Annotated in this window: 21 protein-coding genes; 6 read left to right on the forward strand and 15 right to left on the reverse strand. The window is 65.4% G+C overall.

Features of this window, described 5'->3' with window-relative positions; all coding sequences use genetic code 11:
* Positions 1–32: 32 nt before the first annotated feature.
* The 4 genes from JN302_RS23040 to JN302_RS23055 all read right to left on the reverse strand — a co-directional run bounded on the left by JN302_RS23040 (position 33) and on the right by JN302_RS23055 (position 4,367).
* The gene (locus JN302_RS23040; protein ID WP_202329283.1) at positions 33–2,000 is read right to left on the reverse strand and encodes a VC_2705 family sodium/solute symporter; all 1,968 of its coding nucleotides are present in this window, start codon (positions 1,998–2,000) and stop codon (positions 33–35) included.
* 13 nt (positions 2,001–2,013) lie between these two features.
* Positions 2,014–2,439 (reverse strand): DUF4212 domain-containing protein, encoded by a 426-nt coding sequence (locus tag JN302_RS39650; protein ID WP_274609025.1) that lies wholly within the window; start codon positions 2,437–2,439, stop codon positions 2,014–2,016.
* A gap of 124 nt (positions 2,440–2,563) precedes the next feature.
* Entirely contained in the window at positions 2,564–3,973 is a 1,410-nt protein-coding gene (gene glnA, locus JN302_RS23050; RefSeq protein WP_202305456.1) for a type I glutamate--ammonia ligase, read from the reverse strand.
* A gap of 55 nt (positions 3,974–4,028) precedes the next feature.
* Positions 4,029–4,367, reverse strand: a complete 339-nt coding sequence (locus JN302_RS23055) for a P-II family nitrogen regulator (protein WP_202305458.1) — start codon at positions 4,365–4,367, stop codon at positions 4,029–4,031.
* A gap of 346 nt (positions 4,368–4,713) precedes the next feature.
* On the opposite strand from JN302_RS23055, the gene JN302_RS23060 reads away from it, so the two are divergent.
* Positions 4,714–6,231 carry an NAD(P)H-hydrate dehydratase gene (locus JN302_RS23060; RefSeq protein ID WP_202329284.1) on the forward strand — a complete coding sequence of 506 codons (1,518 nt, stop codon included), beginning with the start codon at positions 4,714–4,716 and terminating at the stop codon, positions 6,229–6,231.
* Positions 6,231–8,189, forward strand: a complete 1,959-nt coding sequence (locus JN302_RS23065) for a hypothetical protein (RefSeq protein ID WP_202329285.1) — start codon at positions 6,231–6,233, stop codon at positions 8,187–8,189. Before JN302_RS23060 ends, JN302_RS23065 begins: the two co-directional genes overlap by 1 nt.
* Before the next feature lie 46 nt (positions 8,190–8,235).
* Here JN302_RS23065 and JN302_RS23070 read toward each other — a convergent pair whose 3' ends face one another.
* Positions 8,236–9,564: a DNA polymerase IV gene (locus tag JN302_RS23070; protein ID WP_202305464.1), complete on the reverse strand. Its 1,329-nt coding sequence runs from the start codon at positions 9,562–9,564 to the stop codon at positions 8,236–8,238.
* Positions 9,565–9,630: 66 nt separating this feature from the next.
* On the opposite strand from JN302_RS23070, the gene JN302_RS23075 reads away from it, so the two are divergent.
* Complete coding sequence (locus tag JN302_RS23075) at positions 9,631–10,203, forward strand: GNAT family N-acetyltransferase (RefSeq protein WP_202305466.1); 573 nt, start codon at positions 9,631–9,633, stop codon at positions 10,201–10,203.
* A gap of 39 nt (positions 10,204–10,242) precedes the next feature.
* On the opposite strand, the gene JN302_RS23080 is transcribed toward JN302_RS23075, so the two are convergent.
* Both JN302_RS23080 and JN302_RS23085 read right to left on the reverse strand, forming a co-directional pair.
* Positions 10,243–10,896 carry a hypothetical protein gene (locus tag JN302_RS23080; protein ID WP_202305468.1) on the reverse strand — a complete coding sequence of 218 codons (654 nt, stop codon included), beginning with the start codon at positions 10,894–10,896 and terminating at the stop codon, positions 10,243–10,245.
* On the reverse strand, positions 10,893–11,192 hold the full coding sequence (locus JN302_RS23085; RefSeq protein ID WP_244741909.1) for a DUF3572 domain-containing protein: 300 nt from the start codon (positions 11,190–11,192) through the stop codon (positions 10,893–10,895). The genes JN302_RS23080 and JN302_RS23085 overlap by 4 nt, the downstream gene beginning before the upstream one ends.
* A gap of 261 nt (positions 11,193–11,453) precedes the next feature.
* Here JN302_RS23085 and JN302_RS23090 point away from each other — a divergent pair, with 261 nt between their 5' ends.
* The 3 genes from JN302_RS23090 (at position 11,454) to JN302_RS23100 (ending at position 14,199) form a co-directional block, all read left to right on the forward strand.
* Complete coding sequence (locus JN302_RS23090) at positions 11,454–11,810, forward strand: response regulator (RefSeq protein ID WP_342215992.1); 357 nt, start codon at positions 11,454–11,456, stop codon at positions 11,808–11,810.
* Positions 11,811–11,841: 31 nt separating this feature from the next.
* Positions 11,842–13,215 carry a PleD family two-component system response regulator gene (locus tag JN302_RS23095; protein ID WP_202329286.1) on the forward strand — a complete coding sequence of 458 codons (1,374 nt, stop codon included), beginning with the start codon at positions 11,842–11,844 and terminating at the stop codon, positions 13,213–13,215.
* A 540-nt stretch (positions 13,216–13,755) separates the two neighbouring features.
* A complete protein-coding gene (locus tag JN302_RS23100) occupies positions 13,756–14,199 on the forward strand; it encodes a transposase (RefSeq protein ID WP_202305489.1) in 444 nt (147 codons plus the stop codon).
* 218 nt (positions 14,200–14,417) lie between these two features.
* Here the strand turns inward: JN302_RS23100 and rpmG are convergent, their stop codons facing one another.
* The 8 genes from rpmG to plsY all read right to left on the reverse strand — a co-directional run bounded on the left by rpmG (position 14,418) and on the right by plsY (position 23,943).
* A complete protein-coding gene (gene rpmG / locus JN302_RS23105; RefSeq protein WP_188256947.1) occupies positions 14,418–14,585 on the reverse strand; it encodes a 50S ribosomal protein L33 in 168 nt (55 codons plus the stop codon).
* A gap of 102 nt (positions 14,586–14,687) precedes the next feature.
* A complete protein-coding gene (locus tag JN302_RS23110) occupies positions 14,688–15,872 on the reverse strand; it encodes an MFS transporter (protein ID WP_202329287.1) in 1,185 nt (394 codons plus the stop codon).
* A 15-nt stretch (positions 15,873–15,887) separates the two neighbouring features.
* On the reverse strand, positions 15,888–16,628 hold the full coding sequence (locus tag JN302_RS23115; RefSeq protein ID WP_202305587.1) for an NUDIX hydrolase: 741 nt from the start codon (positions 16,626–16,628) through the stop codon (positions 15,888–15,890).
* A gap of 21 nt (positions 16,629–16,649) precedes the next feature.
* On the reverse strand, positions 16,650–17,084 hold the full coding sequence (locus JN302_RS23120) for a DUF983 domain-containing protein (protein ID WP_202305589.1): 435 nt from the start codon (positions 17,082–17,084) through the stop codon (positions 16,650–16,652).
* A gap of 2 nt (positions 17,085–17,086) precedes the next feature.
* A complete protein-coding gene (rnr, locus tag JN302_RS23125; protein WP_202329288.1) occupies positions 17,087–19,387 on the reverse strand; it encodes a ribonuclease R in 2,301 nt (766 codons plus the stop codon).
* Positions 19,388–19,391: 4 nt separating this feature from the next.
* Entirely contained in the window at positions 19,392–21,992 is a 2,601-nt protein-coding gene (topA, locus tag JN302_RS23130; RefSeq protein WP_202329289.1) for a type I DNA topoisomerase, read from the reverse strand.
* A 206-nt stretch (positions 21,993–22,198) separates the two neighbouring features.
* A complete protein-coding gene (dprA, locus tag JN302_RS23135) occupies positions 22,199–23,332 on the reverse strand; it encodes a DNA-processing protein DprA (RefSeq protein ID WP_202329290.1) in 1,134 nt (377 codons plus the stop codon).
* Positions 23,329–23,943 carry a glycerol-3-phosphate 1-O-acyltransferase PlsY gene (plsY, locus tag JN302_RS23140; protein WP_244741937.1) on the reverse strand — a complete coding sequence of 205 codons (615 nt, stop codon included), beginning with the start codon at positions 23,941–23,943 and terminating at the stop codon, positions 23,329–23,331. Before plsY ends, dprA begins: the two co-directional genes overlap by 4 nt.
* Positions 23,944–23,946: the final 3 nt, after the last annotated feature.

Raw genomic sequence — 23,946 nt, forward strand, 5'->3', positions numbered from 1 at the left:
GGCGCTTCAAAGAGGCGGCGGTCCGACCTGTCTCAGCGGTTGTAGGGGCCGTTCGGATCAAGCACGGCGCCGTCGTCCGGAGTGCGGATCGCGTTGATGAAGCCTTCGACCTCGGCCGATGGCCCGCGGGTCACCACGGACACGATCACGATCGTCAGCAGGCCGGCCGGCGCTCCGAAGGCGGCGGCCGAAAGGCTTTTCACCCCCCACCAGTCGGCGATTGTCCGGGCATGCTCGTTAAGCTCGACCCGGGCCGCGGCCTTCGCGTCGCCGGCAGCCGCTAGCCAGGCCGCCTTCAACCGGGAGAACTCCGCCGCCGCCTCCGGTGAGGCGGAGGAGAAGCTGCTCCATATTTCGTAGAAGCCGACCGCTCCGTAGTGCGTGGCGAGCAGATAATAGAGGCAGACGCCGAAACCGACGAGCATGCCGGCTACGGCCCCTGCGGTCGTCGCACGCTTCCACCAGATGCCGAGCACCAGGGCGGGAAACAGGCCTGACGCGGCAAGCGAGGAGGCCCAGGACACCAGCGACACCACATCCGACGGACGGCTCGAAGCGGTGTGTGCGGCGAGAACGGCGGCGGCCAGCAGCATGACCCGCGAGACGACCAGCCGGCGATCGGGGGATGCCTCGCGGTCGATCATCTTGTGATAGACGTCATGCCCGAGCGCGTTGCCGATGGCCAGGAGCAGGCCGCCGGCCGCGGCGAGAGTAGCGGCCAGCGCGCCGGCCCCGACCAGCGCCGAAGCGACATAAGGCATGCCGACCATATCAGGCATGGCCAGAACGATCATGCCGGGAGCGAGCCTGATGTCGCCGGGGCCGATCGTCGAGACGCCCCGCTCGGCGCAGGCGATGACGACCGCGGCCGCGTCTGTGGCCGGGCTTCCGCAGATCTCGACCAGGCTAGGATCGATCGACGCCCACCGCATCAGCCAGGCCGCCTTGACGGGCAGGTTGTCCGGCGTGAGTCCCGAAGCGACGAGTTCGAGCAGCGCCCATCTGGCGAAGGCGGCGTAGGCCGGCGCGGCGGCACAGATGAGGAGGACGAACAGCAGTGCCCAGGCGGCCGAAAAGCGGGCAGCGCCGACCGAAGGCGTCGTGAAGCTGCGCATCAGAAGATGCGGCATCGATGCTGTTCCGACAGCGAGGCAAATGACCGGCAGCAGGAAGTCTTTCGCGTCGTGGCCCGGCGGCCCGAATGGTCCTTGCACGACCGGCTGTGCGGTCTCCATCAACCCGATCTGCCGGAGCGCCTCGCCATAAGCGAAATACGGCACCGGGTTGCCCGTCTTCGCGGTCGACATCCAGATCGCCGGCACGAGGTAGGCGAGGGCGAGCACGACATATTGCGCGACCTGGGTCCAGGTCAGGGCCCGCATCCCGCCGAACATCATGCAGGAGAGCACGACGCCCAGCCCGGCATAGATCGCGACATCGGCATCCATGCCGAGCACGAGCCCTGCGACGAGGCCGGCGGCGTGAAGCTGCGCCGCCGCAAGCAGGAAGCAGCAGCAGAGGAGCACGACGACACCGACCAGCCGTGCCGGATTGCCGCCATAGCGGGCGGCAAGGAAGTCGGGAACGGTAACTGCGCCTGATTTGCGAAGATAAGGCACCAGCAGGGCGGCGGCGAGCACGAAGCCTGCCGCCCAGCCGAGCATCAGGACGAGACCGTCCCGGCCGAGCAGGTAAAACGAAGCGGCGAGGCCCAGGAAGCCGCCGGCAGCCAACCAGCCGGCGGCGGTCGCCATGCCGTTGTAGACGGCCGGTATCCTGCGCCCCGCGACAAAGAAATCGCCTGCCTGCATAGTGCCGTTGGCGAGGCCGATCACGGCGAAGGCCAGGAGCGTGGAACCGATCAGCAAAGGGCCGACGACGCGGTCCGGCAGACCGATCGCGCCGAGCAAGGCCAGCAAAAGCGCGAGGGAGACGAAGCCCACACAATAGAGCAGGAAAGCGCCATTGATCTTGTCGCTTGAGCCGCGGCGATCGCCCAATTTCTTGCTCCTTTCAGTCCACACCGTGCTTCTCGTCGATCGAAGCCTGACTATCCGCGAACCAGAACAACGATACGACGAAGATGAGCGACAGGCTCTGAACGGTCATGTGGAAGGCAAGCGCAAAACCCGGCATGACGACCCGGTCGAGCCGCGGTGCAAGGACGATGCAGCCACGACGACCAGCGCCAAGCCTCGGCTGCGTTGCCAGTATGCGCTGCGGTCCGACGCTGCCATGACGGTCCCCCTTTTCCGCATGTCCCGTTCCGTCGTGCCGTCGGGAAGAGCTTCGACCTTCTGGACGGCGGCGACTCGCGAGACCAGCCCAGTGATACCATGTCGGCGAGGGAGCGGCACCGGAATGGCTGTCGCCTGTCGTGCGCCGGAATCCATCGCCTCGATAGTCAAGCGAGACTGAATGTCTCGCTGAAAGCGGCAATATCCATATTTATCAAAAGGTAATCTGGCTGTCGTGAACTTTCGCGTGATCTGAACCCGGCAGCTTGCACAGACAAAAAAACCCCGGCGCGATGGCCGGGGTCTTTCCTGGGTCGAGGTAGCCTTCAGACCGAGTAGTACATGTCGTACTCGACCGGGTGCGGGGTCATCTCGAAACGCATGACCTCGGCCATCTTCAGCTCGATGAAGGAATCGATCTGGTCGTCGTCGAAGACGCCGCCGGCCTTCAGGAAGCCGCGATCCTTGTCGAGGCTCTGAAGCGCCTCGCGCAGCGAACCGCAGACGGTCGGGATCTTCTTCAGTTCCTTCGGCGGCAGGTCGTAGAGATCCTTGTCCATCGGCTGGCCGGGGTGGATCTTGTTCTTGATGCCGTCGAGGCCGGCCATCAGCATGGCGGCGAAAGCGAGATAGGGGTTCGCGCCCGGATCGGGGAAGCGGACCTCGACACGCTTCGACTTCGGCGACGAACCGAAGGGGATGCGGCAGGAAGCCGAGCGGTTGCGCGCCGAATAGGCGAGCAGCACCGGGGCTTCGTAACCCGGAACCAGACGCTTGTAGGAGTTGGTCAGCGGGTTGGTGAAGGCGTTGATCGCCTTGGCATGCTTGATGATGCCGCCGATGAAGAACAGGCAGGTCTCGGAAAGACCGGCATATTCGTTGCCGGCAAAGGTCGGCTTGCCGTCCTTCCAGATCGACATATGGACGTGCATGCCGGAGCCGTTGTCGCCGAAGACCGGCTTGGGCATGAAGGTCGCGGTCTTGCCGTAGGCATTGGCGACCTGATGCACGACATACTTGTAGATCAGCATCTTGTCGGCATTGCGCACCAGGGCGTCGAACTTGATGCCGAGCTCGTGCTGGGCGGCGGCCACCTCATGGTGATGCTTCTCGACCCGTACGCCCATCTCGGCGAGCACCGTCAGCATCTCGGAGCGCATGTCCTGGCAGCTGTCGACCGGAGGAACCGGGAAGTAACCGCCCTTGATGCGCGGCCGGTGACCCATATTGCCGGTCTCGTAATCGGTGTCGTCGTTCGACGGCAGCTCGGTGGAGTCGAGCTTGAAGCCGGTGTTGTAGGGATCGGCCTTGTATTTGACGTCGTCGAACACGAAGAATTCGGCTTCCGGGCCGACATAGATCGTGTCCCCGATGCCTTCCGCCCTGAGATAGGCTTCGGCCTTCTTGGCCGTACCGCGCGGGTCGCGGTTATAGGCTTCGCCCGAGACGGGATCGAGAATGTCGCACAGGATGACCATCGTCGACTGCGCAAAGAACGGGTCCATATGGACCGTATCCGGATCGGGCATCAGCACCATGTCGGATTCGTTGATGGCCTTCCAGCCAGCGATCGAGGAGCCGTCGAACATAACGCCGTCGGCGAACATGTCTTCCTCGACCTCGGAGACATCCATGGTGACGTGCTGCAGCTTGCCCTTGGGATCGGTGAAGCGCAGGTCGACGAATTTCACGTCGTTGTCCTTTATCTGCTTCATGATGTCTTTGGCTGTCGTCATGTCATTTTCCTATCGTGATGACGTTTGAACAAAATAACTGGCCCGGCTGATGCGATCAGATCGCGTCGATGCCGGTTTCTCCCGTGCGGATGCGGACCACTTCCTCGATGTTCGAGACGAAGATCTTGCCGTCGCCGATGCGGCCGGTCTGTGCGGCCTTGCGGATGGCTTCAATCGCGGCCTCGACGGAATCGTCGCCGAGCACCACTTCGATCTTCACCTTGGGCAGGAAGTCGACCACATATTCGGCACCCCGATAAAGCTCGGTGTGTCCCTTCTGCCGTCCGAAGCCTTTCGCTTCGGTGACGGTGATGCCCTGCAGGCCGACTTCCTGCAGCGCTTCCTTCACCTCGTCGAGCTTGAACGGCTTGATGATCGCTTCGATCTTTTTCATTCGGAATTGGCCTCCATAAGGGGTCAGAACGGGTTGTAGAACCCCGCTTCCGCCTGTCTTAAGCATGAACCGTGCCAGTTCGGCCGACTGGGGGCGCAGGGCGTGATTTCTTGCTGCTGCCGCGAAAAAGTGAGCTTTGCACTGCCGCCTTTTGCGGCAGCGGCGAGCCGGCTGCACCTTGGTCGAAAAAGCGCCTGTACACAATTGCATAAATCTTGGGCAAGTTGCTTTTCAGGCGGGCAGGCATTTCTCTGGCCTGCAAGAGGCGAGCGGCCAATCTGCGCAAGAAACCAGATAGGCGTTTTGGGGTTCGATGCCCTATTGTCAGGCAAACAGGCGAAGGCGCATGGCGAACGAGATCCTGACATCGCGAGAGATGACGGAGACGGACCGCACTGCGATCGCCGCCGGTCCCTTGAGCGGCATCGCGCTGATGCGCAATGCCGGGAGCGGCATCGCGCAGGCCGTTCTCGCGCGCTACCCGCAGGCGTTGCGGGCACACATCCTGTGTGGTCCCGGCAACAATGGCGGCGACGGCTATGTGGTGGCGTGGCTGCTGCTGGAAGCGGGGTGGGCGGTGACGATGTGGGCGGACGCGCCGCCGCGCGCGGGAAGCGATGCGGCGATCGCCGCCGGCGAGTGCCCGGCGCCGGTGAGGCCGCTCGCCGAATTCGCGCCGGAGGCCGGGACGGTCGTGGTCGATGCGCTGTTCGGAGCAGGGCTGTCGAAGCCGGTCGAGGGCGCGGAGGCCCGCGCCATCGAGCTTTGCGCGCAAAGCGGCGTTGCCGTCGTTGCCGTCGACCTGCCCTCCGGCGTCTCGGGCGACACCGGCAAGGTGCTGGGGACGGCCTTCAAGGCCGATCTGACAGTGACCTTCGTGCGAAAGAAGCCCGGCCATCTGCTGCAGCCCGGCCGCTGCCTATGCGGGGAGGTCGAGCTTTGCGATATCGGAATATCCGATGCGATCGTCGCCAAGGCAGGGTCGCGCTGCTTTGAAAACGGACCCGACCTCTGGATCGAGCGGTTTCCGGTGCCTGATGTCGACGCCCACAAATATCGCCGTGGGCATGTCGGCGTGTTCTCGGGCGGGCCGTCGGCGACCGGCGCGGCAAGGCTGGCGGCGATGGCCGCCGCGCGCGCCGGCTCCGGCGCGGTGACCGTGCTCTCCCCCGGCGCCGCGCTGGCCGCGAATGCCGCGCATCTGACGTCGATCATGCTTCGAAAGGCCGATACGCTGGTGGAAGCCAAGGCCTTCCTCAGGGACCGTCGGCCCGACGCCCTGGTCTTCGGGCCTGGCCTCGACCCGGGCGCCGCTACCGCTGCCTTCGCGGTCGGCCTGATCGACGCGGCCGCCGGGGTGCCAGGCGCGCTCGTCGTCGATGCTAGCGCGCTGACGTCATTGGCACGGCAGCCGGCGGCCTTCTTCGCCGCGGCCCGGCGACCCGGAGTTCCCGTCGTCGTGCTCACGCCGCATGAGGGGGAATTCGCGCGGCTCTTTGCCGATATCGCCGGGGACGAGGCGCTGTCCAAGCTGGAGAAGGCGAGGGCGGCCGCGAAACGGGCTGCGGCGATCATCGTCTTCAAGGGGCCGGACAGCGTCGTCGCGGCGCCGGACGGGCGCGCCGTGATAAACGCCAACGGCACGCCGCTGCTCGCCACTGCGGGTTCCGGCGATGTTCTCTCCGGCATCGTGGCGGGGCTCGCCGCGCAGGGCATGCCGGCTTTCGAAGCCGCCTGCGCGGCCGTCTGGCTGCATGCCGAGGCGGCGCGGCGCTTCGGACCGGGCCTGATCGCCGAGGACCTGCCGCTGGCGCTGCTGCCGGTCCTGCGGGATCTCGTCACGTCGACGGCGGAACGGTCCTGATGCGATTGATCCCCGCTCTCTTCGCGCTGTTCCTCGCCGTCCTCGATGCGCGCGCCGGACAGCCGCTGATCTATCTCGACGATCCGGGACTGATGGCTCGGCTCGAGGCCAAAGGCTATGGCTTCGCCGCGGTTTTCGGCAACGGGGCCGCCGCCGACCTCGAGACGCTTTATCGCGAGGCCCCGGCCTATCGGCAGATCGTCGACGCAATCGCGGCCGACGTCGGCGACCTGCGCGCCGAGATGAAACGAGGCGGCCGGGAACTTCACGAAGTTACTGACGGCAATGTGGGGCGCGTCATCGACATGCGCTGGCTCAAGGCAGCCGCCTCGCGCTTCCGGCTCGTCGGTGTCGTCAACCGGCTCGACCGCCGCGATTTCGCGGCCCTGCGTGCGGAGCAAGGCTGCGGCGAGGTGCGCTTCATCTATCGGCTGGCTTACGCCTTCAAGCGGAAGGGCCGGCTGATCGCTTCGCGGCTGCCCTTCAACTTCAACGCGGTACACACGACGCGGCCGGACGCCGACGGCGGCTGCACCGGCGTGGCCGGTCGATGGAGCCCGATGATCGACGAAAGCGTCGATGCCGGCTGGCTCGCCGGAGGCCCCCTCGATCGGGATGGCCTCGCATTCAAACAGTTGGAACTCAATGCCCAGGTGGTGCGCTTCCCATCCGGCCAGGAAACGGAGTTCGGCGGCCAGGCCGCCTATCTCATGCGGATCTTCGGCATCGAAGGCGGCACCGCAACCGAAAGGCCGTTGGAGAACACGCCCGATGCAGAGAGACTTATTGGCGACGCCGCACTGAAAGCGCGGCTCGCCGCATGGCTGCGCGGCAATCTCGCGGCGATCGACCTCGGCGTCTATGACATGCCGGACGAGTTCCTGGCGCGCAAGGCGATCTCCTACTCGACCTTCGGCAGCGTCCGTTTGGCAAACCGTCCTTTCACGCCGCTGTTCGGGCCTGAGGACTTTTCCGGCCTGGACTTCTCAGGGCTCCGCCTGCTGCGTTCGCCGGAAGCTCTGGTCGAACGGCTGGACAATGGATCCTGCCAGGGATGCCATCAGGCAGGCTCCACCGCAGGCTTCCACTTCATCGGACTCGACGACGAGACGACGTCGCCGCTGAACCGCATAGAGGTCGGGATATCACCGCATCTGCGCGCCGAACTGCCGCGCCGTCAGGCCTATGTCGCGGCCGTTGCCAGGGAGCGCGAGCCCGACAGGTTCCGGCCCCTGTCCCTTGCGCCGCCGGCTGATTGGAACGGTGCGGTCGAATACCGGCCGGCAGGGATCGCCATGCCGTGCATGATGCCAGAGCAGGCGGGCCGGTTCGGCCAGGTCTGGCAATGCGCGGACGGTACCGTCTGCACGCCGGTGGCTTCCGCCTCGGGGGTCGGGGTGAAGCTTGCCCAATGCCTCTTGCCCTCCGGCGACAAGAGCGGCGCCATGTTCTCCGGCCATCCCTGCCTCGCCGGAACCATCGCTTCCGAAACGAAAGCGCCCTTCAACGACCGCATGACGATATCGGGGCAGTTCGCGGCCTTCGACAAGTACATCTCGCGGACCGGCTATACCTGCCGCCCGCCCGAGATCGGCGTGCCCGCGGGCCTCGCCTATCGCGGCTGCGACGAAAGGGACCGAAACTTTGCCGGCTTCAGACCCGGAAAGTCGATGCCGAACGAGATCTGCGGGCTGGTCGGCGGCAAGCGTTTCGATCTCTGCGTCGCGACCAATGATGTCGACCAATGCCTCGGCGGCGCCGTCAATCGCGGCAACAGGCAGGCATGCTCGGCCGACCATCACTGCCGCGAGGATTACATGTGTCAGTCGTTGCCGGCCGGTACGCCAGGCGCCGCGAAGGTCAAGGACATAGGCTTCTGCTCGCCGACATATTTCATCTTCCAGATGCGCATCGACAACCACGCGACGCCGTGGCGGAGCGAGGTCCGCCAGGAATAGACGGCAACGCGCCGGCGCGCGGAAAGGCCCTGCCGAAGGCTGGATATCACTCGTCCGGAAGATCAGGTGGATGGGCCTTGCCGCCCTTGCCGAATGTGTAGCCGGTTTCGACGGCCTTCTTGCCGAACTTCTCCCGGAGGCTGTCGATCGCCCCCTCGGCCATGGCGCGCTTGCGCGACCGGACGTCCACGAGATCGGGCGGATCGGCTCGGTCGGCATCGGTCAGATCGCTGACCCCGATGCCGAGCAGGCGATAGCGTGTGCCGTCGGTTTCCTTGTTCAGGAGCTGAAGGCCGGTCTGGAAGATCCGGTCGGCGAGTCGGGTCGGATCGCCGAGCTGGCGGTTGCGGGTGCGGAGCTTGAAGTCCTGGGTCTTCAGCTTGAGCACGACCGTGCGCCCGGCGATGCCGCCCTTCTTCAGCCGCGAGGAGACCTTTTCCGAAAGCGCGCGTAGCACCGGCACGAGATCTTCCGAAGAGGCGAGATCGGTGTCGAAGGTGGTTTCCGCCGAAACGCTCTTGGCCTCCTGGTCGGCATGGACGCCGCGATGGTCCTGGCCGCGCGACAGATGATAGAGCCGGTCGCCCATGGTGCCATAGCGGCGTATCAGTTCCCCGCGCTCCATCTTCTGCAACTGGCCGACCAGGCGGATGCCGTCGCGTTCCAGCGTCGCGGCGAACACCTTGCCGACGCCCCAGATCAGCGTCACCGGCTGGTCCGACAGGAAACCCATCGCCTCGGACTCGCCGATCACGGCAAAGCCGCGCGGCTTGCGGATGTCTGAGGCGACTTTGGCGAGGAACTTGCAATAGGAGAGCCCGACCGACACGCTGATGCCGATCTCCCGTTCCACGTCGAGGGCGAACTTGCCGAGCACCAGCGCCGGCGGGCGGCCATGCAGCTTCTCGGTTCCGGCGAGGTCGAGGAACGCCTCGTCGATCGACAGCGGCTCGACCAGCGGGGTGAGCGCCTGCATCATGGCACGGATCTCGCGGCCGACACGCACATATTTTTCCATGTCGGGCCGCAGGACCACGGCTTCCGGACAGGCTTCGAGTGCCTTGAACATAGGCATGGCCGAGCGCACGCCATGAATGCGGGCAATGTAGCAGGCGGTCGACACGACACCGCGCTTGCCGCCGCCGATGATCAGCGGCTTGTCCTTGAGCTCGGGATTGTCGCGTTTCTCGACCGCCGCATAGAAGGCGTCGCAGTCGATATGCGCGATGTTCAGCCCATAGAGTTCGGCATGGCGGAGCAGGCGCGGGCTGCCGCAGCGTGTGCAGCGATGCGTCTCCCCAGGCTGCAGGGCCAGGCAGTCGCGGCAAAAACCATGCTCGGGATTGTTGACAGCAGCTGCCATTGTTGAGAACATAGAGGGAACATCCCGAATGATACGCGACCGCGCCGAGCCGGGCAACGGCCAGCGAGGAAGAGAGCCATGACTGTTGTCAAACCGCTGACGCCGGATCTGTGGCCGGCATTCGAAGACCTGTTCGGCAAGCAGGGCGCCTGCTACGGCTGCTGGTGTACCCATTTCAGGCTACCGCCCGCGGTCCGCCGCGACAATGATCGCGGCCGCAACAAGGATTTCATCAAGGCGCGCATCGAGGCCGGGCCGCCGCCCGGCTTGCTGGCGTTTGACGGCGACGTTGCCGCTGGCTGGATGCAGATCGGGCCGCGCGCCGACGTTCCCGAATGGAACAATGCGGGGCGCGTCTCGGCGCCGCTGGAAGAGGGGCACGCGACAGATCCTTCGGTCTGGGCGATCTCCTGCTTCTTCGTGCGAACGAAGGCGCGCGGCAGCGGTCTTACGCACCGTTTGGTTGCCGCCGGCATCGACTTTGCCCGCGACGGCGGCGCACGCCTGCTGGAGGCCTGCCCGATGGACCATTCGAAGGATTCGCGCTCGGTCGGCCTGTTCGTCGGCTCCACGCGCGTCTTCGAGAAGGCCGGCTTCCTGCCCGCCGCGAGCCGGAAACCTGGCAGGCCGCTAATGCGGCTCGTGCTGTGATGGCGTATAAAGGCTCGCTGAATGCGCCCTGAGGGCCCGTCAGATGCCGAGCGCCTGGGCGATTCTGGGACCGGCGTCGCGCCAGCCTTCGACCACGATCGCTCCCTCAGGCGGCGGAGGCAAAAGCGCGCGCAGCGAATTGTCGGCCATCAGATGGAAGAGATACGCGTCGGCGACCGATTCCTGCGCCGAGGCGAGGTTCGTCGGCTGGTCGTCGACAAAGGCGACGGGGCGTCGCCCGGCGCCGCGCAGGGCGGCGATCGCCGGCCCCTTCGCCATTTCGGTGGTTAGCAGCGGATAGGCCAGGCCGAGCGCATCCAGATGGGCGCGGCGCGCTTGGCGATGGCGATGCGGCATGGCCGTCAGAAGCACGACCTCGGCGCTGCCGGACAGGCCGGCGATGGCCTCGGCAGCACCCTCGATCACTGTCTGCCAATCAGCCTGCGCCTGGAAGAAGGCATCGATCAGGGTAGAGACCTCCGCCTGTTCGGGAATGCGGCCGCTGGCCCGTTCGGCGATGTTGCCGGTCAGCCGGAACGAGGCGAGCTTCAGTTCGAAGCCCCGTGTTTCGAGATAAAGCGGAAAGGGCCGGACGAACTCAAGCAGCACGTCGTCGACGTCGAGCACGAGGAGCGGACGGTCGTCGAGCGACAGCTCGGCGATCTGGCGGGCGGTTTCTGGGTCGTCACTCATGTCGAAGTCTCGTAGCGCTCGTCGCCGTTCGGAAGTAAGCGTCGCGCCGCCATCACCTGCGCGGGGTCGTGCCCGCTCGCCTCGGCGAAACGCATCAGCGTCGGCTCATGCGCAAGCACGAAGTCGAGCACGCCCGCCAGGAATCCCGGCTCGCCGGCGGCGGCGCGGATCTGTTGGGGGTCGATCCCCGTGACCGCCAGGAAACGCCCCATCAGTTCGGCGTCCGACGCCACGAAGCCCAGCGCGGCGATCGCTGTTGCCTCGGCGTCATGACGTGTTACTTTCCGGCTTGTCACAGGCGGCATCGGTTGGACGGTGTGGAAGTCTCCATGCCGCAAGTAGCGTTTCGTTCGCGTTGCCGCAAGCATGTCACAGGGTCGCGGGCCGAAGGGAAGGCCGGTGAGGGGCACGAAGGATTACCGTTTCGTCAATCATCTCGCGCTATTGTCGAGACTGGGATTCGTGCTCCGTTGCGGGGGAGCACGCGGCAAGCGACGCGGTGTGACGGTTAGGATTGCCGCAGCCGGGCAGGGCGAAAAGTGATGCCGAAGAAGGTTATGATCGTCGAGGACAACGAGCTCAACATGAAGCTCTTCCGCGACCTTATCGAGGCGAGCGGATACGAGACGGTTCGTACGCGCAACGGGCTGGAGGTGCTGGAGCTTGCCCGCACCCATCGTCCAGATCTCATCCTGATGGACATTCAACTGCCTGAGGTTTCGGGGCTGGACGTTACCAAATGGCTGAAGGAAGACAGCGATCTGCATGTCATCCCTGTCATCGCCGTCACCGCTTTTGCCATGAAGGGGGACGAGGAGCGCATCCGCCAGGGCGGGTGCGAGGCCTATATATCGAAGCCGATCTCCGTACCGCGCTTCATCGAGACCATCAAATCCTATCTGGGCGACGCATGATGCGCCCCGCCACTTTCGCCCGGAGCCGTGCATGACCGCCCGCATCCTCGTCGTTGACGACGTGCCCGCCAATGTGAAGCTGCTGGAGGTCCGGCTGCTGGCGGAGTATTTCGATGTGCTGACTGCAACCAGCGGGCGGGAGGCGCTCGAGATCTGTGAGGGCGGCAAGGTCGACGTGGTGCTCCTCGATGTCATGATGCCCGGGATGGACGGCTTCGAGGTATGCCGCCGGCTCAAGGACGACCCTTCGACGGCCCATATTCCCGTGGTGATGATCACAGCGCTTGGCCAGACCGCCGACCGCGTGCGCGGATTGGAGGCCGGCGCCGACGATTTCCTCACCAAGCCGGTCAACGACCTGCAACTGATGACGCGGGTCAAGAGCCTGGTGCGCCTCAAGATGCTGACGGACGAGCTGCGCCTGCGCGCCGCCACCACGCGCAATATCGGCATCGAGGAGATGCTGAGCCGGCGCGGCGTGGCCGACGACTCCCGGCCGAAGGTGCTCCTGATCGACGAGCGCGAGGCTTCGTGCCGGCAGATCGAGGCTATGCTGGCGCAGACCATGACGCTCGACGTGGCGACCGACCCGCAGGCCGGTTTCTTCAAGGCGGCGGAAGCCGGCTATGAATGCGTCATCGTGTCGACCGTTTTCTCCGAATTCGATCCGCTGCGTCTCTGCTCGCAGCTGCGCTCGCTCGACCGCACGCGTTTCGTGCCGATCGTGCTGATCGCGGAGGAGGGCGAGGAGGCCAGGGTCATCCGCGGTCTGGAGCTCGGCATCAACGACTATCTGGTGCGGCCGATCGATCAGCAGGAACTGATCGCACGGCTGCGGACCCAGGTGCGGCGCAAGCGCTACAACGACCAGCTCCGGGCGAGCGTCACCCATACGATCGAGATGGCCGTGACGGACGCGCTGACCGGGCTGCACAATCGCCGTTATCTCGACAACCATCTGGAGACCCTGTTCAACCGCGCGGTGACGCGCGAGCGGCCGCTGTCGGTGATGATCACGGATCTCGACCGCTTCAAGACGGTCAACGACACCTATGGCCATGACGGCGGGGACGACGTGCTGCGCGAATTCGCCAAGCGGCTGCGACGTAACGTGCGGGGGATCGACCTTGCCTGTCGCTATGGCGGCGAGGAGTTCCTTGTCGTGCTGCCCGACACGGAGGGACATGACGCCGAGAGGGTGGCCGAACGAATCCGCGCCGAGATCGAGCGCACACCTTTCATCGTCGGTCGGGAAGGGATTTCCGTCAGCATCACCATCAGCGTCGGCGTCTCCTGCGTGAAGTATCCGCCTGACAGCGTCGAGGCTCTGATCAAGCGTGCCGACGTGGCGCTCTACGAGGCCAAGAGGGGCGGGCGCAACCGCGTGGTCGCCAAGGCGGCCTGACCGGGAGCGCAGAGTCGCGACCTCGATTCGGGTCCGGATGTCGAGCGCCGTTTACCTTAATCGCAGCGATTCGCTGGCGGTTGGTTAAGAAACGGTTGATTTTCAAGCGCTCTTGCGCAAATGTCATTTTCAAGAAAGACGACAGGCCGGGTGCGAGGGCGAAATCCGGTCCGTTGTTCGACACCCCATGATGCTCAGGTCCGCCGCATCTCCTGGGTCCGTGGGGTCGGCCGGCCGGCGCTGGCGCATAGTGGCCTCCTCGTACCGCTGCCAGACTGCCGACCGGCCCCCTTCGGGGTTGCGGCAATTCATCGCTTCAGCTCGAACGCTGCCAGGGTTTCGCTACCCAAAGGGGTCTTGAGGGGCTGATCTCGCTGACGAATTCTTCGATGGTCACGCGTCGGCGGTCGATTGCTCGCGGACCCGTGTCGTCGCGACAGAAGAAGACTGGGTATTTCTGGCAGGTCGGTTTGACTATGGTGACACGATCACGGTGACAGTGCGCGCTGTATTCGCGGTTCCTACGGCGCTTGGCATCCGGTGACGGCTCGCATCGCACGCATCGTCGTTGCCGGTCTGTCGCATCATGTCACCCAACGCGGCAACGGCCGCGCAAGGGTGTTCTTGTCAGATGGCGACTACACGCCTTGTCGCGACCTGCTGGTGGTGCATTGCGCCGCTGTCTGCGTGGCGATCCGGGGCCGGTGCCTCATGCCGAACCATGTGCATCTGATCTTCACGCCGGTGGACAGCGATGGCCTGCGCCGCGCTTTGCGCGAAGGTGCACCGCACTACGCCGGCATCATCTACGCGCGGCACAAGAGCGCGGTCACGCCAACGAAAAAGCCCGCTGCCGGGAGGAGGTGGCAGCGGGCTCTGATTTCAAATGCAGTGCGGGAGGAGGTGCACCGCATTCGCTGTGCCGGCATCGCATCTGGGAGGAGTAGATGGCCGACACCCAGACACTTACCTAGACCGAACTGATTCTGCAATGCACAAAAATTTTATCGCAAGTGCGAAATAGACCTTTCGATCCGCCGTCACACACCGGATTCAACACGCCATATCGTCATTTTCGGCAACAAGTCCGGTTATGGTTGTCGTTATGCTGGAATGCGGTGACGATAATAGAAACGATAGCTTCAGATGAAAAAACGCCGCCCGATGGGCGGCGTCGATCTGCGTCGTGTCGGAAACGAGGACTACTTGATCTTCGTTTCCTTGAACTCGACGTGCTTCTTGGCGATCGGGTCGTATTTGCGGAACGACAGCTTCTCCGTCTTCGTGCGGCTGTTCTTGCTCGTCACGTAGAAGAAACCGGTGTCCGCGGTCGACAGAAGCTTGATCTTGATGTTCGCAGCCTTGGCCATGATTCTCGTCCGTTGTTTCTTGAGTTTCGTACCGCTTGAGCACGGGAACGAAACCCGGACGCGGAAAACGTGGCGCGACTGATATAGAAGGCGGCCGAAAAGTCAAGTCCGGGACCGCGACGCGGCCAGCCTCCACGCGACCAAGGCGACATAGGCGGCGAAGAAGAGCGCCAGCGACCAGGCGAAACCCTGGTCGCCCAGGATGTCCATGCCGATGCCGATCGCCTGGGGGCCGAGCACCATGCCTAGCCCGTAGCAGAACACGAAGGCGGCGTTGGCTGAGGCGAGCTCATGGCCGGATAGGCGCGCGCCAAGATGGGCAAGCCCGATCGTGTAGAGGGCGGCGACTACGCCGCCCCAGAAGAACAGCAGAACCGCCAGCACATACCAGTTCCCGGCGAGATACGGCAAAGCAAGCATTCCGGCCAGACCGGTGAGCGCGCAGCCGAGCAGCAACTGGCGGCGGTCGCGTACGCGGTCGCTGATCATGCCGAGCGGCACCTGCATGACGACGTTGCCGAGGCCGATCATGCTGAGCAGCAAGGCGGCGTCGCTCTCCGAATACCCCATGCGGGCGCCGTAGACAGGGAAAAGCGCGAAGCCGCCCGTTTCGACCGCGCCGAAGACGAGCACCGCGGCGGTGGCTGTCGGCACCAGCCAGATGTAGCCGGCAAAGCTGCGCGATTCGTCGTCGGAGCGCTTGATCGCGGGGCTTTGCCGCCAGGCCGCGGCCACCGGGATCGCGGCGATCATAGTGACGGCGAAGGTCACGCCGAAGGGCAGGAACCCTTTGCTCCCGATCTGCGAGAACAGCCAGGGGCCGGCCGCGAAGCCGAGTGACAGCACCGTGGCATAAAGGCCCAGCACGAAACCGCGCCGGTGCGGCGGCGCCGAGACCGAAATCCAGAACTCCGACAGGATGAAGAGCACGGTCAAGGCCACGTGAAGGGTGACACGAAGCGGGAACCACATCCAGAAATGGGGCGCGAAATAGAAGCCGACGAAGGCGGAAGCGCCGGCCAGGATCATCGCCAGCATGGTCGGCACGACGCCGAAGCGCACCGCGAGCGGAATGGCCAGCGGCGCGGCCGCGATCGAGGCGACGCCGGCAACCGCCGTGTTCAGGCCGATCATCGAGGCCGAATGCCCACGGCTTTCGAGGATGACGCTGAGCAGGGGAATGCCGAGGCCGATCGCGATGCCGACCACGCTGATCGAGGCGATCGCGGCCGTGATCGCCAGCCAACGCGTATGCGCCAGCGCTGCGCTCTGGTGCGGCGTGTGCATGCCCGCCGACGCTGCCTAGACGATTTCCCGGCGGAAGCGGTTGTGCAGCATCCGGTAGAACGGAACCGGGCCGCCCGGGCCGAGTATCGGGTCGTCGGCCAGGCGCTGTTCGAGTTCGCCCAGGATCGTCCGGGTGATGGTGGGGATGTCGGCCTGCTTCGCCTCCTGCAGTGGCAGCCACACGAGTTCCTCGAGCTCGTTGGTCGGCCCGCCGTCGGGCAGGGCGACGGCGACATCCTCCCGCCACGCGGCGAGGAAACGGGTGTCGAAGCGGCGCACGCGTCCGGGCGGGGTGATGGCGCGGGCGATGAAGCGCAGCTTCTCCAGCGACGGACACACGCCCTGGCGCACGAATTCCTGCCACTCCGCCTTGGCCGTCGAGAAGGGGCCCTTGCGTCCGATCAGAAGGCCGGCTTCCTCGTAGGTCTCGCGGATCGCCGAGAGCGCGATGGCGCGGGCGCGGGTGGAGGAGGCACGATGGCCGGTGCCCGCCAGCCTTGTCTCTTCGGCAGGGTGGAGGCCCTCGGCGACGGGGATGCGGCTGTCCGTGGGATCGGTGCGGCCGCCGGGAAAGACGAATTTGCCCGGCATGAAGGCGTGCCGCGCATGACGCCTGCCCATCAGAACGAGGAACTGGTCGCGGCGACGGTCGAGCAGGATCAATGTTGCGGCGTCGCGCGGCCGCATCGGCTTGCCGCCCAGCGCGAAATCCTTCGATTCGGCCTTGTCGACCTCGGCCCTGGTCAGTCCTTCCATCGAGCTACCTCGATCCTTTCGTCAGGCTTCCGGATGTGCCTCGATGGCGTCTTCCTCGCCGCCGAAGCCGTGCATATAGAGCGCCCATTGCAGCCCGACGACAGCTCCCTTTACCGGGCGTATCAGCACCAGCGCGGACAGCACCGTCAAGGGGATCCAGATGGCGAGATGCTGCCATGTGGACAATGTGCTGGTGGCCTCGAAGGCCATGAAGGCGCCGACGATGATATGGCCCAGGATCACCACGACGAGATAGGCCGGCAGGTCGTCGGCGCGATGATGGTGCATTTCCTCGCTGCAGACCTCACAGCGATTCACCGTCTTGAGGAAAGAGGCGAACAGCCGGCCTTCCCCGCAATGGGGGCACCTGTTGCAGGCGCCGCGCAGCATGGCATCCCGGACCGGCCGGGCCGGCCGTGCGGATTTCTTTTGGCCGCCGAAAACCTGCTGTTCCATATTCATCTCCTGCCGCGGGGCCGCGGCTTTGCCGCGCGGCTGCGCGCCTTGCCTTTTGCCTTGTGGAACGACCGTCGCGAACCGGAAAGCGGCTTGGGATCGGTCAGCATCTCGAAACGCATCGCGCCCGCGAGCGGCGCGACTTCGACGAGGCGAACCTCGACGCGATCGGCGAGCTGATAACCCTTGCCAGTGCGCTCCCCATAGAGGGCGCGGGCGGTCTCGTCATAGATATAGTAATCACCCTCCAGGGACGACACCGGTATGAAACCGTCCGCGCCGTAGATGGGCAACTGGACAAAAAGCCCCGCCTTGGTGACGCCCGAAATACGGGCATCGAAGGTTTCGTCAACCCTTTCAGATAGATAGGATGCTATCAAGCGGTCGACCGTGTCGCGTTCGGCCGCCATGGCGCGGCGTTCCGACGCAGAGATGAGCGCTGAGGTCTCGTCCAGGCGTTCTTCCTCGCCGCGCGTAAGGCCGTCCGGCCCGAAACCGAGCGCAGCAATGAGGGCGCGATGCACGATCAGGTCGGAATAGCGGCGGATCGGCGAGGTGAAATGCGCGTAGCGTCGCAGATTGAGGCCGAAATGGCCGATGTTGTCGGGCGCGTATTCGGCCTGGCTCTGCGAGCGCAGCACCACCTCGTTGACGAGCGCCTCGTTGTCGGCGCCGCGCACCCGGTCCAGGATCGCGTTGAATTGCGCGGGCCGGAGCTGGGCTCCGCGCGCCAGCGACAGGCCGAGCGAAGCGAGGAACTCCCGCAACGATTCCTGCTTGGCGAGCGAAGGGCCGTCATGGATCCGATAGACCAGACGCTGGCGCTTCGCCTCGAGGGTCTCGGCCGCCGCGACATTGGCCTGGATCATGAATTCCTCGATCAGCTTGTGTGCATCGAGGCGTTCGGGAACGACGACCCTGTCCACGGTCCCGTCGGGCTTCAGCAGGATCTTGCGCTCGGGCAGGTCGAGTTCCAGCGGCTCGCGGGCCTGACGGCCGCGCTTGAGCACGGCATAGGCCTCCCAAAGCGGCTTCAGCACCGCTTCGAGGATCGGTCCGGTTCCGTCGTCCGGGCGGCCGTCGATCGCCGCCTGGGCCTGGGGGTAGGCGAGGCGGGCCGCCGACTTCATCATCACCCGGTGGAACGAGTGGCGGAGTTTCCGGCCGTCCGCGGCGAAGGCCATCTTGACGGCGATCGCAGGCCGGTCGACGCCTTCGCGCAGCGAGCAGAGGTCGTTGGAGATGCGCTCCGGCAGCATCGGCACGACCCGGTCGGGGAAATAGACCGAATTGCCGCGTTTCAGCGCTTCGCGGTCGAGAGCTGAGCCCGGGCGCACATAAGCGGCGACGTCGGCGATCGCGACGATGACCATGACACCGCCCGGGTTGTTCCCGTCCGGGTCGGGCTCGGCAAAAACGGCGTCGTCATGGTCCTTGGCGTCGGCCGGATCTATGGTCACGAGCGGCACGTCGCGCCAGTCTTCCCTCCCGGATAGCGTCGCGGGTTTGACGGCGTCGGCCTCGGCCAGCACTTCAGGCGCAAAGATGTGCGGGATCTCGTGGGCATGGATGGCGATCATCGAGACCGCCTTCTCGCTCGTGAGCGAACCGAGCACGGTCAGGATCCTGGCGCGCGGCAGGCCGTATCGTCCCGTCCGCGAGGGCTCCACCTCGACGAGATCGCCCGGTTTGGCGCCGTTCAGGAAATCAGGCTCGACCACGAGTTCCGGCTGGCGCCGCTCGGCCGGCTCTATGCGGAAACTGCCGTCGTCCGCCTGGCGCAGGACGCCGAGCACCGCCTCGCGCTGCCGGTCGATAAGCTTCATGACGCGGGCGGTGTAGGCCGGCCCTGTGATTTCCCGCGTCGGAAAGACCTTGGCCAGCACGCGGTCGCCGATGCCGGGCACCGGGCCCTTCGGCGCGCGCGGCAGGTTGATCGCAACGACAGGATTGGTGTCGTCGTCCTGACCGGCGCGCTCGACGGCGCGCGCCAGCAGGCCGCCGTCGGGGTCACGCCCGAAGATCTCCAGCACCACGACATGGGGCAGGGCGCCCGGCGTGACAAGCCGCTTGCGGTCCTTCTGCAGCAGGCCTTCATCCTGAAGGTCGCGCAGCAGGTCCTTCAGCCAGACACGGTCGCCGCCTTTCAGCCCGAAGGCCTTCGCGATGTCGCGCTTGCCAGCGAGATCGGGGTTTTCCGAAACGAAGCGCAGTATATCGTCGCGTGACGGCCGGAAGTCGACGCCTGCCGGCTTGTCGCCACGCGCCGGGGCCCCCTTGCGCCCGGATATGCTGCGCGCCAAATCGCTATTCCTTCTTCCTGGCGGCGGACTTCTTGGCCGCCGGCTTCTTCGCCGAAGCCTTGCGGACAGGCTTCTTTCCGTCGCCGCTTTTCGCCGCCCGTTCAGCGATGAGCGCAAGCGCCTCGTCGAGCGTCACGGACTGCGGGTCCTTGCCCTTGGGCAGTGTGGCGTTGATCTTGCCATGGTTGACATAGGGTCCGTAGCGCCCGTCGCGGACCGTCACGTTGCCTTCTCCGTCGGGGTGCGGTCCGAGGTCCTTCAATGCGGCCGGCGTGCCGCCGTTGCGACCGCCCTTCGCCTTGGACTGTTTCTCGGCGATCACGGAGACCGCACGGTTGAGGCCGATCGAGAAGACGTCCTCGACGCTTTCGAGATTGGCGTAGGTTCCGTCATGCAGGACGAAGGGACCATAGCGCCCGATGCCGGCCGAGATCATCTTGCCGCTCTCGGGGTGTTTCCCGACGTCGCGCGGCAGCGACAGCAACGCCATCGCCTTCTCATGGTCGATGGAGGCCGGGCTCCAGCCTTTCGGCAGGCTGGCACGCTTGGCGTCCTTGCCGTCGCCGCGCTGCAGATAGGGGCCGAAGCGGCCGCTCCGCAGCGTAATCTCCTCCTCGGTGTAGGGATCCTTGCCCAACACCTTGGTGCCTTCCTCGAGTCCGGCGGCGTCGTCGCCGCCGTTCGCCGGGCCGAACTGGCGGGTGTAGCTGCATTCGGGATAGTTCGAGCAGCCGACAAAGGCGCCGTTGCGCCCGAGCCGGAGCGACAGGTTGCCGGTGCCGCATTTCGGGCAGGTGCGTGGATTGCCGCCGTTCTCGCGCGCCGGGAACACGAGGGGCGCCAGTTCCTCGTTCAAGGCATCGAGCACGTCGGTGATGCGCAATTCCTTGATGTCGTCGACGGCTCCGGAGAAGTCCCGCCAGAAGTCGCGCAGGACTTCCTTCCAGGCGAGCTTGCCGTCGGAAATCTCGTCGAGCTTCTCTTCGAGCGAGGCGGTGAAGTCGTATTCGACATAATGCTCGAAGAAGCTCTCGAGGAAGGCCGTCACCAAGCGGCCCTTCGGTTGGGGAATGAGCCGCCGCTGCTCGATCTTCACATAGTCGCGGTCCTCCAGCGTCTTGAGCGTCGCGACGTAGGTGGACGGCCGGCCGATGCCGAGCTCCTCCATCTTCTTGATGAAGGTGGCCTCGGTGTAGCGCGGCGGCGGTTCGGTGGTGTGGTGGGTGACGTTGATGACCTCGCGCAGAAGCTGCTCGCCCGTGCGGATCTCGGGCAGGCGCCGGCTCTCCTCGTCCTCGTCGTCGTCCTCCTTCTGCTCGGTATAGGCGGCGATGAAGCCGTCGAAGCGGATCACCGAGCCCACCGCGCGCAGGCCTGCCGAGCGCGGTCCATTGACGGCTTCGATCTCGACCGTCGTCCGCTCGATCTCGGCCGGCTGCATCTGGCTGGCGATCGCCCGCTTCCAGATCATGTCGTAGAGCTTCTGCTGGTCGGGATCGAGATATTGCCGGATCGAGGCCGGGGTGCGCGTGAAATCCGTCGGGCGGATCGCCTCGTGGGCTTCCTGCGCGTTCTTGGCCTTGGTTGAGTAGTAGCGCGGCTTCTCCGGCAGGTACTTCTCGCCGAATTCCTTCTGGATCGCTGAACGCGCCGCGCCGATGGCTTCCGGCGCCATCTGAACGCCGTCTGTACGCATATAGGTGATGAGACCCGCGGTCTCGCCGCCGATGTCGACGCCTTCGTAGAGGCGCTGCGCGACCTGCATGGTGCGCGCCGCCGAAAAGCCGAGACGAGACGATGCCGCCTGCTGCAGGGTGGAGGTGGTGAAGGGCGGAGCCGGATTGCGCTTGGTCGGCTTTGCCTCGACGGAGAGCGCCCGGAAAGTCGCGCCGTCGAGCATCGCCTTGATGTCGTCGGCCTGCTCCTGGCTCGAAATGTCGAGCTTCTGCAACTTCTTGCCGTCGAAGGTGGTGAGACGCGCCTCGAACGTGTCCTGGCGCGGCGTCGCCAGGATGGCGGCCACCTGCCAATACTGTTCGCGTACGAAACGCTCGATCTCGGCCTCGCGGTCGCAGACGAAGCGCAGCGCAACCGACTGGACGCGCCCGGCCGAGCGGGCGCCCGGCAGCTTGCGCCACAGCACCGGCGACAGAGTGAAGCCGACGAGATAGTCGAGCGCGCGCCGGGCGAGATAGGCGTCCACCAGCGGCGGATCGATCTCGCGCGGATTGGCCATGGCGTCGAGCACGGCCTGCTTGGTGATGGAGTTGAAGACGACGCGCTTGACCGGCTTGTCCTTGAGCGCGCGTTTCTGCTTCAACACCTCCAGCACGTGCCAGGAGATCGCCTCACCCTCGCGATCGGGGTCGGTGGCGAGAATCAGGCCGTCGGAATCCTTGACCGCCTTCGCGATGTCGGTGAGCCGCTTGGAAGAGGGGCCGTCGACGTCCCAGGACATAGAGAAGTCCTCGTCGGGTTTGACCGATCCATCCTTGGCCGGCAGATCTCGGACATGGCCGAAGGAGGCGAGAACCTTGTAGTTCCGCCCGAGATACTTGTTGATGGTCTTCACCTTGTTCGGTGATTCGACGACGACGACTTCCATGAATTCTCGATTTTCCCCGCGATGCGCCGGAGCTTTGCGGTCGGCAAATTGCTTTTCAGTCGGCCCGTCAAATGGCTGCGGTTTTCAATCTGGTCAAGGGCAAGGGTTGAAATTGCTTCTCCGTGCCGCTGGTCGAAACAAGATCGGACTACCGATTTTTCCTATTCTCTGGCTGGTCTCTGCGCCCGATCTTGCACCGGGAGACGTCATCGACCGCCGTCCGGCAGCAGTGAAACCGCGCCGCCGGCGTGGCGCTCCAGGCGTCCGGCAAGGTCCAGTTCCAATAGGATCGTGAATACCTGAGCCGGATGCAGTCCGGAATGACGGATGATCTCGTCGAGGCTCACCGGCGTAGGGCCGAGCGCTTCGACGATGCCGGCGCGATCGTGATCGCCGGGTGGTGGCGCCGCCGAGTGGTCAGGCGGTTCCGCGAGACCGGCCGGCTGAGGTACGCTGTTCGAGAGAAGCGGCGTGATTTCCGCGACGATATCGCTGGCTTCGGTGACCAGTGTGGCACCCTGCTTCAGGAGCCAGTTCGTTCCGGCGGCGCGTGGATCGAGCGGTGAACCGGGCACGGCGAAGACCAGCCGGCCCATTTCTCCGGCGAGCCGGGCGCTGATCAGGGAGCCTGAACGATGTGCCGCCTCGACGACGACCAGCCCCAACGCCAGGCCGGCAATGATGCGGTTGCGTCGGGGAAAATCCCTGGCGCGCGGCTCCCAGCCGAACGGCATCTCCGAAACGACGGCGCCGCCCCGGGCCGCTATCCCGGCGGCGAGCTCTATGTTCTCCGGCGGGTAGGGCCGGTCGAGTCCGCCCGCCAGCACCGCGATCGTGCCGGTCGCGAGGCTCGCCTGATGCGCGGCCGCGTCGATGCCGCGCGCCAGTCCGGAAACGACCGCGTAGCCCTGGCCCCCAAGCTCGGCGGCGAGCATGCGCGCCATCTTGATGCCGACGAGAGAGGCGTTGCGCGCGCCCACGATCGCCACCGGCGGGCGCCGGAAGACGGATGGCTCGCCCCTGATTGCGATCAGTGGCTGAGGCTGGTCCATGCGTCGCAGCATGGGCGGATAGTCCGGCTCGCCGATCGCCACCAATTGCGCCCCGGCGCGACGCGCGATGTCGAGCTCGGCCTCGGCTTCGGCGACCGAGGGGATGCGCGGCAGGCGTCTTGCGCCGCCTGATATCACCAGTTCCGGCAGCATTTCGAGCGCCGCCTCGGCCGAGCCGAAGCGATCGACCAGGCCGCGAAAGGTGGCGGAACCGACATTCTCGGTCCGGATCAGCCGCAGCCAGCTTATGCGCTGCCGATCGCTGAGACGCCCATCCTCAACGGTCATTCCTTGGCCCCGATCTTCGCTTCCGTGCCCGCCAGCAGCCGCGATATGTTGGCGCGGTGCTTGATGACGACGATCAGGCTGAGAACGGCGAAGAGGGCGGCCACCTGGCCGTGTCCGAGAAGATAGAGCGCGATCGGAACCACGACGGCCGCGACGAGGGCGGCGAGGGAAGAGTAGCGCGTGGCAAAGGCGATCGCCAGCCAGACGGCGGCGAAGACCAGCGCCCCCGACCAGGCGAGCCCGATCAACACGCCGAGATAGGTCGCCACGCCCTTGCCGCCCTTGAAGCCCAGCCAGACCGGGAACAGGTGGCCAAGGAAGGCGCCAAGCCCGGCGGCGACGGCGTAGTCGACGCCCCACCGTCCGGCGACCAGCACGGCGGCAGTGCCCTTCAATGCGTCGAGCAGGAGCGTCAGCGCCGCCAGACCCTTGTTGCCGGTGCGCAGCACGTTGGTGGCGCCGATGTTGCCCGAGCCGATCTTGCGCACATCGCCGAGGCCCGCCGCGCGGGTGATCACCAGGCCGAACGGAATGGAGCCGAGAAGATAGCCGAAGGCCAGCGCGGCGATAAGATAGGGCAGGACAGCCTGCCATGTCGTTGCGTCAGCCACAGC

The organism is Mesorhizobium sp. L-8-3 (assembly GCF_016756615.1).
In the GTDB taxonomy this organism is placed as follows: domain Bacteria; phylum Pseudomonadota; class Alphaproteobacteria; order Rhizobiales; family Rhizobiaceae.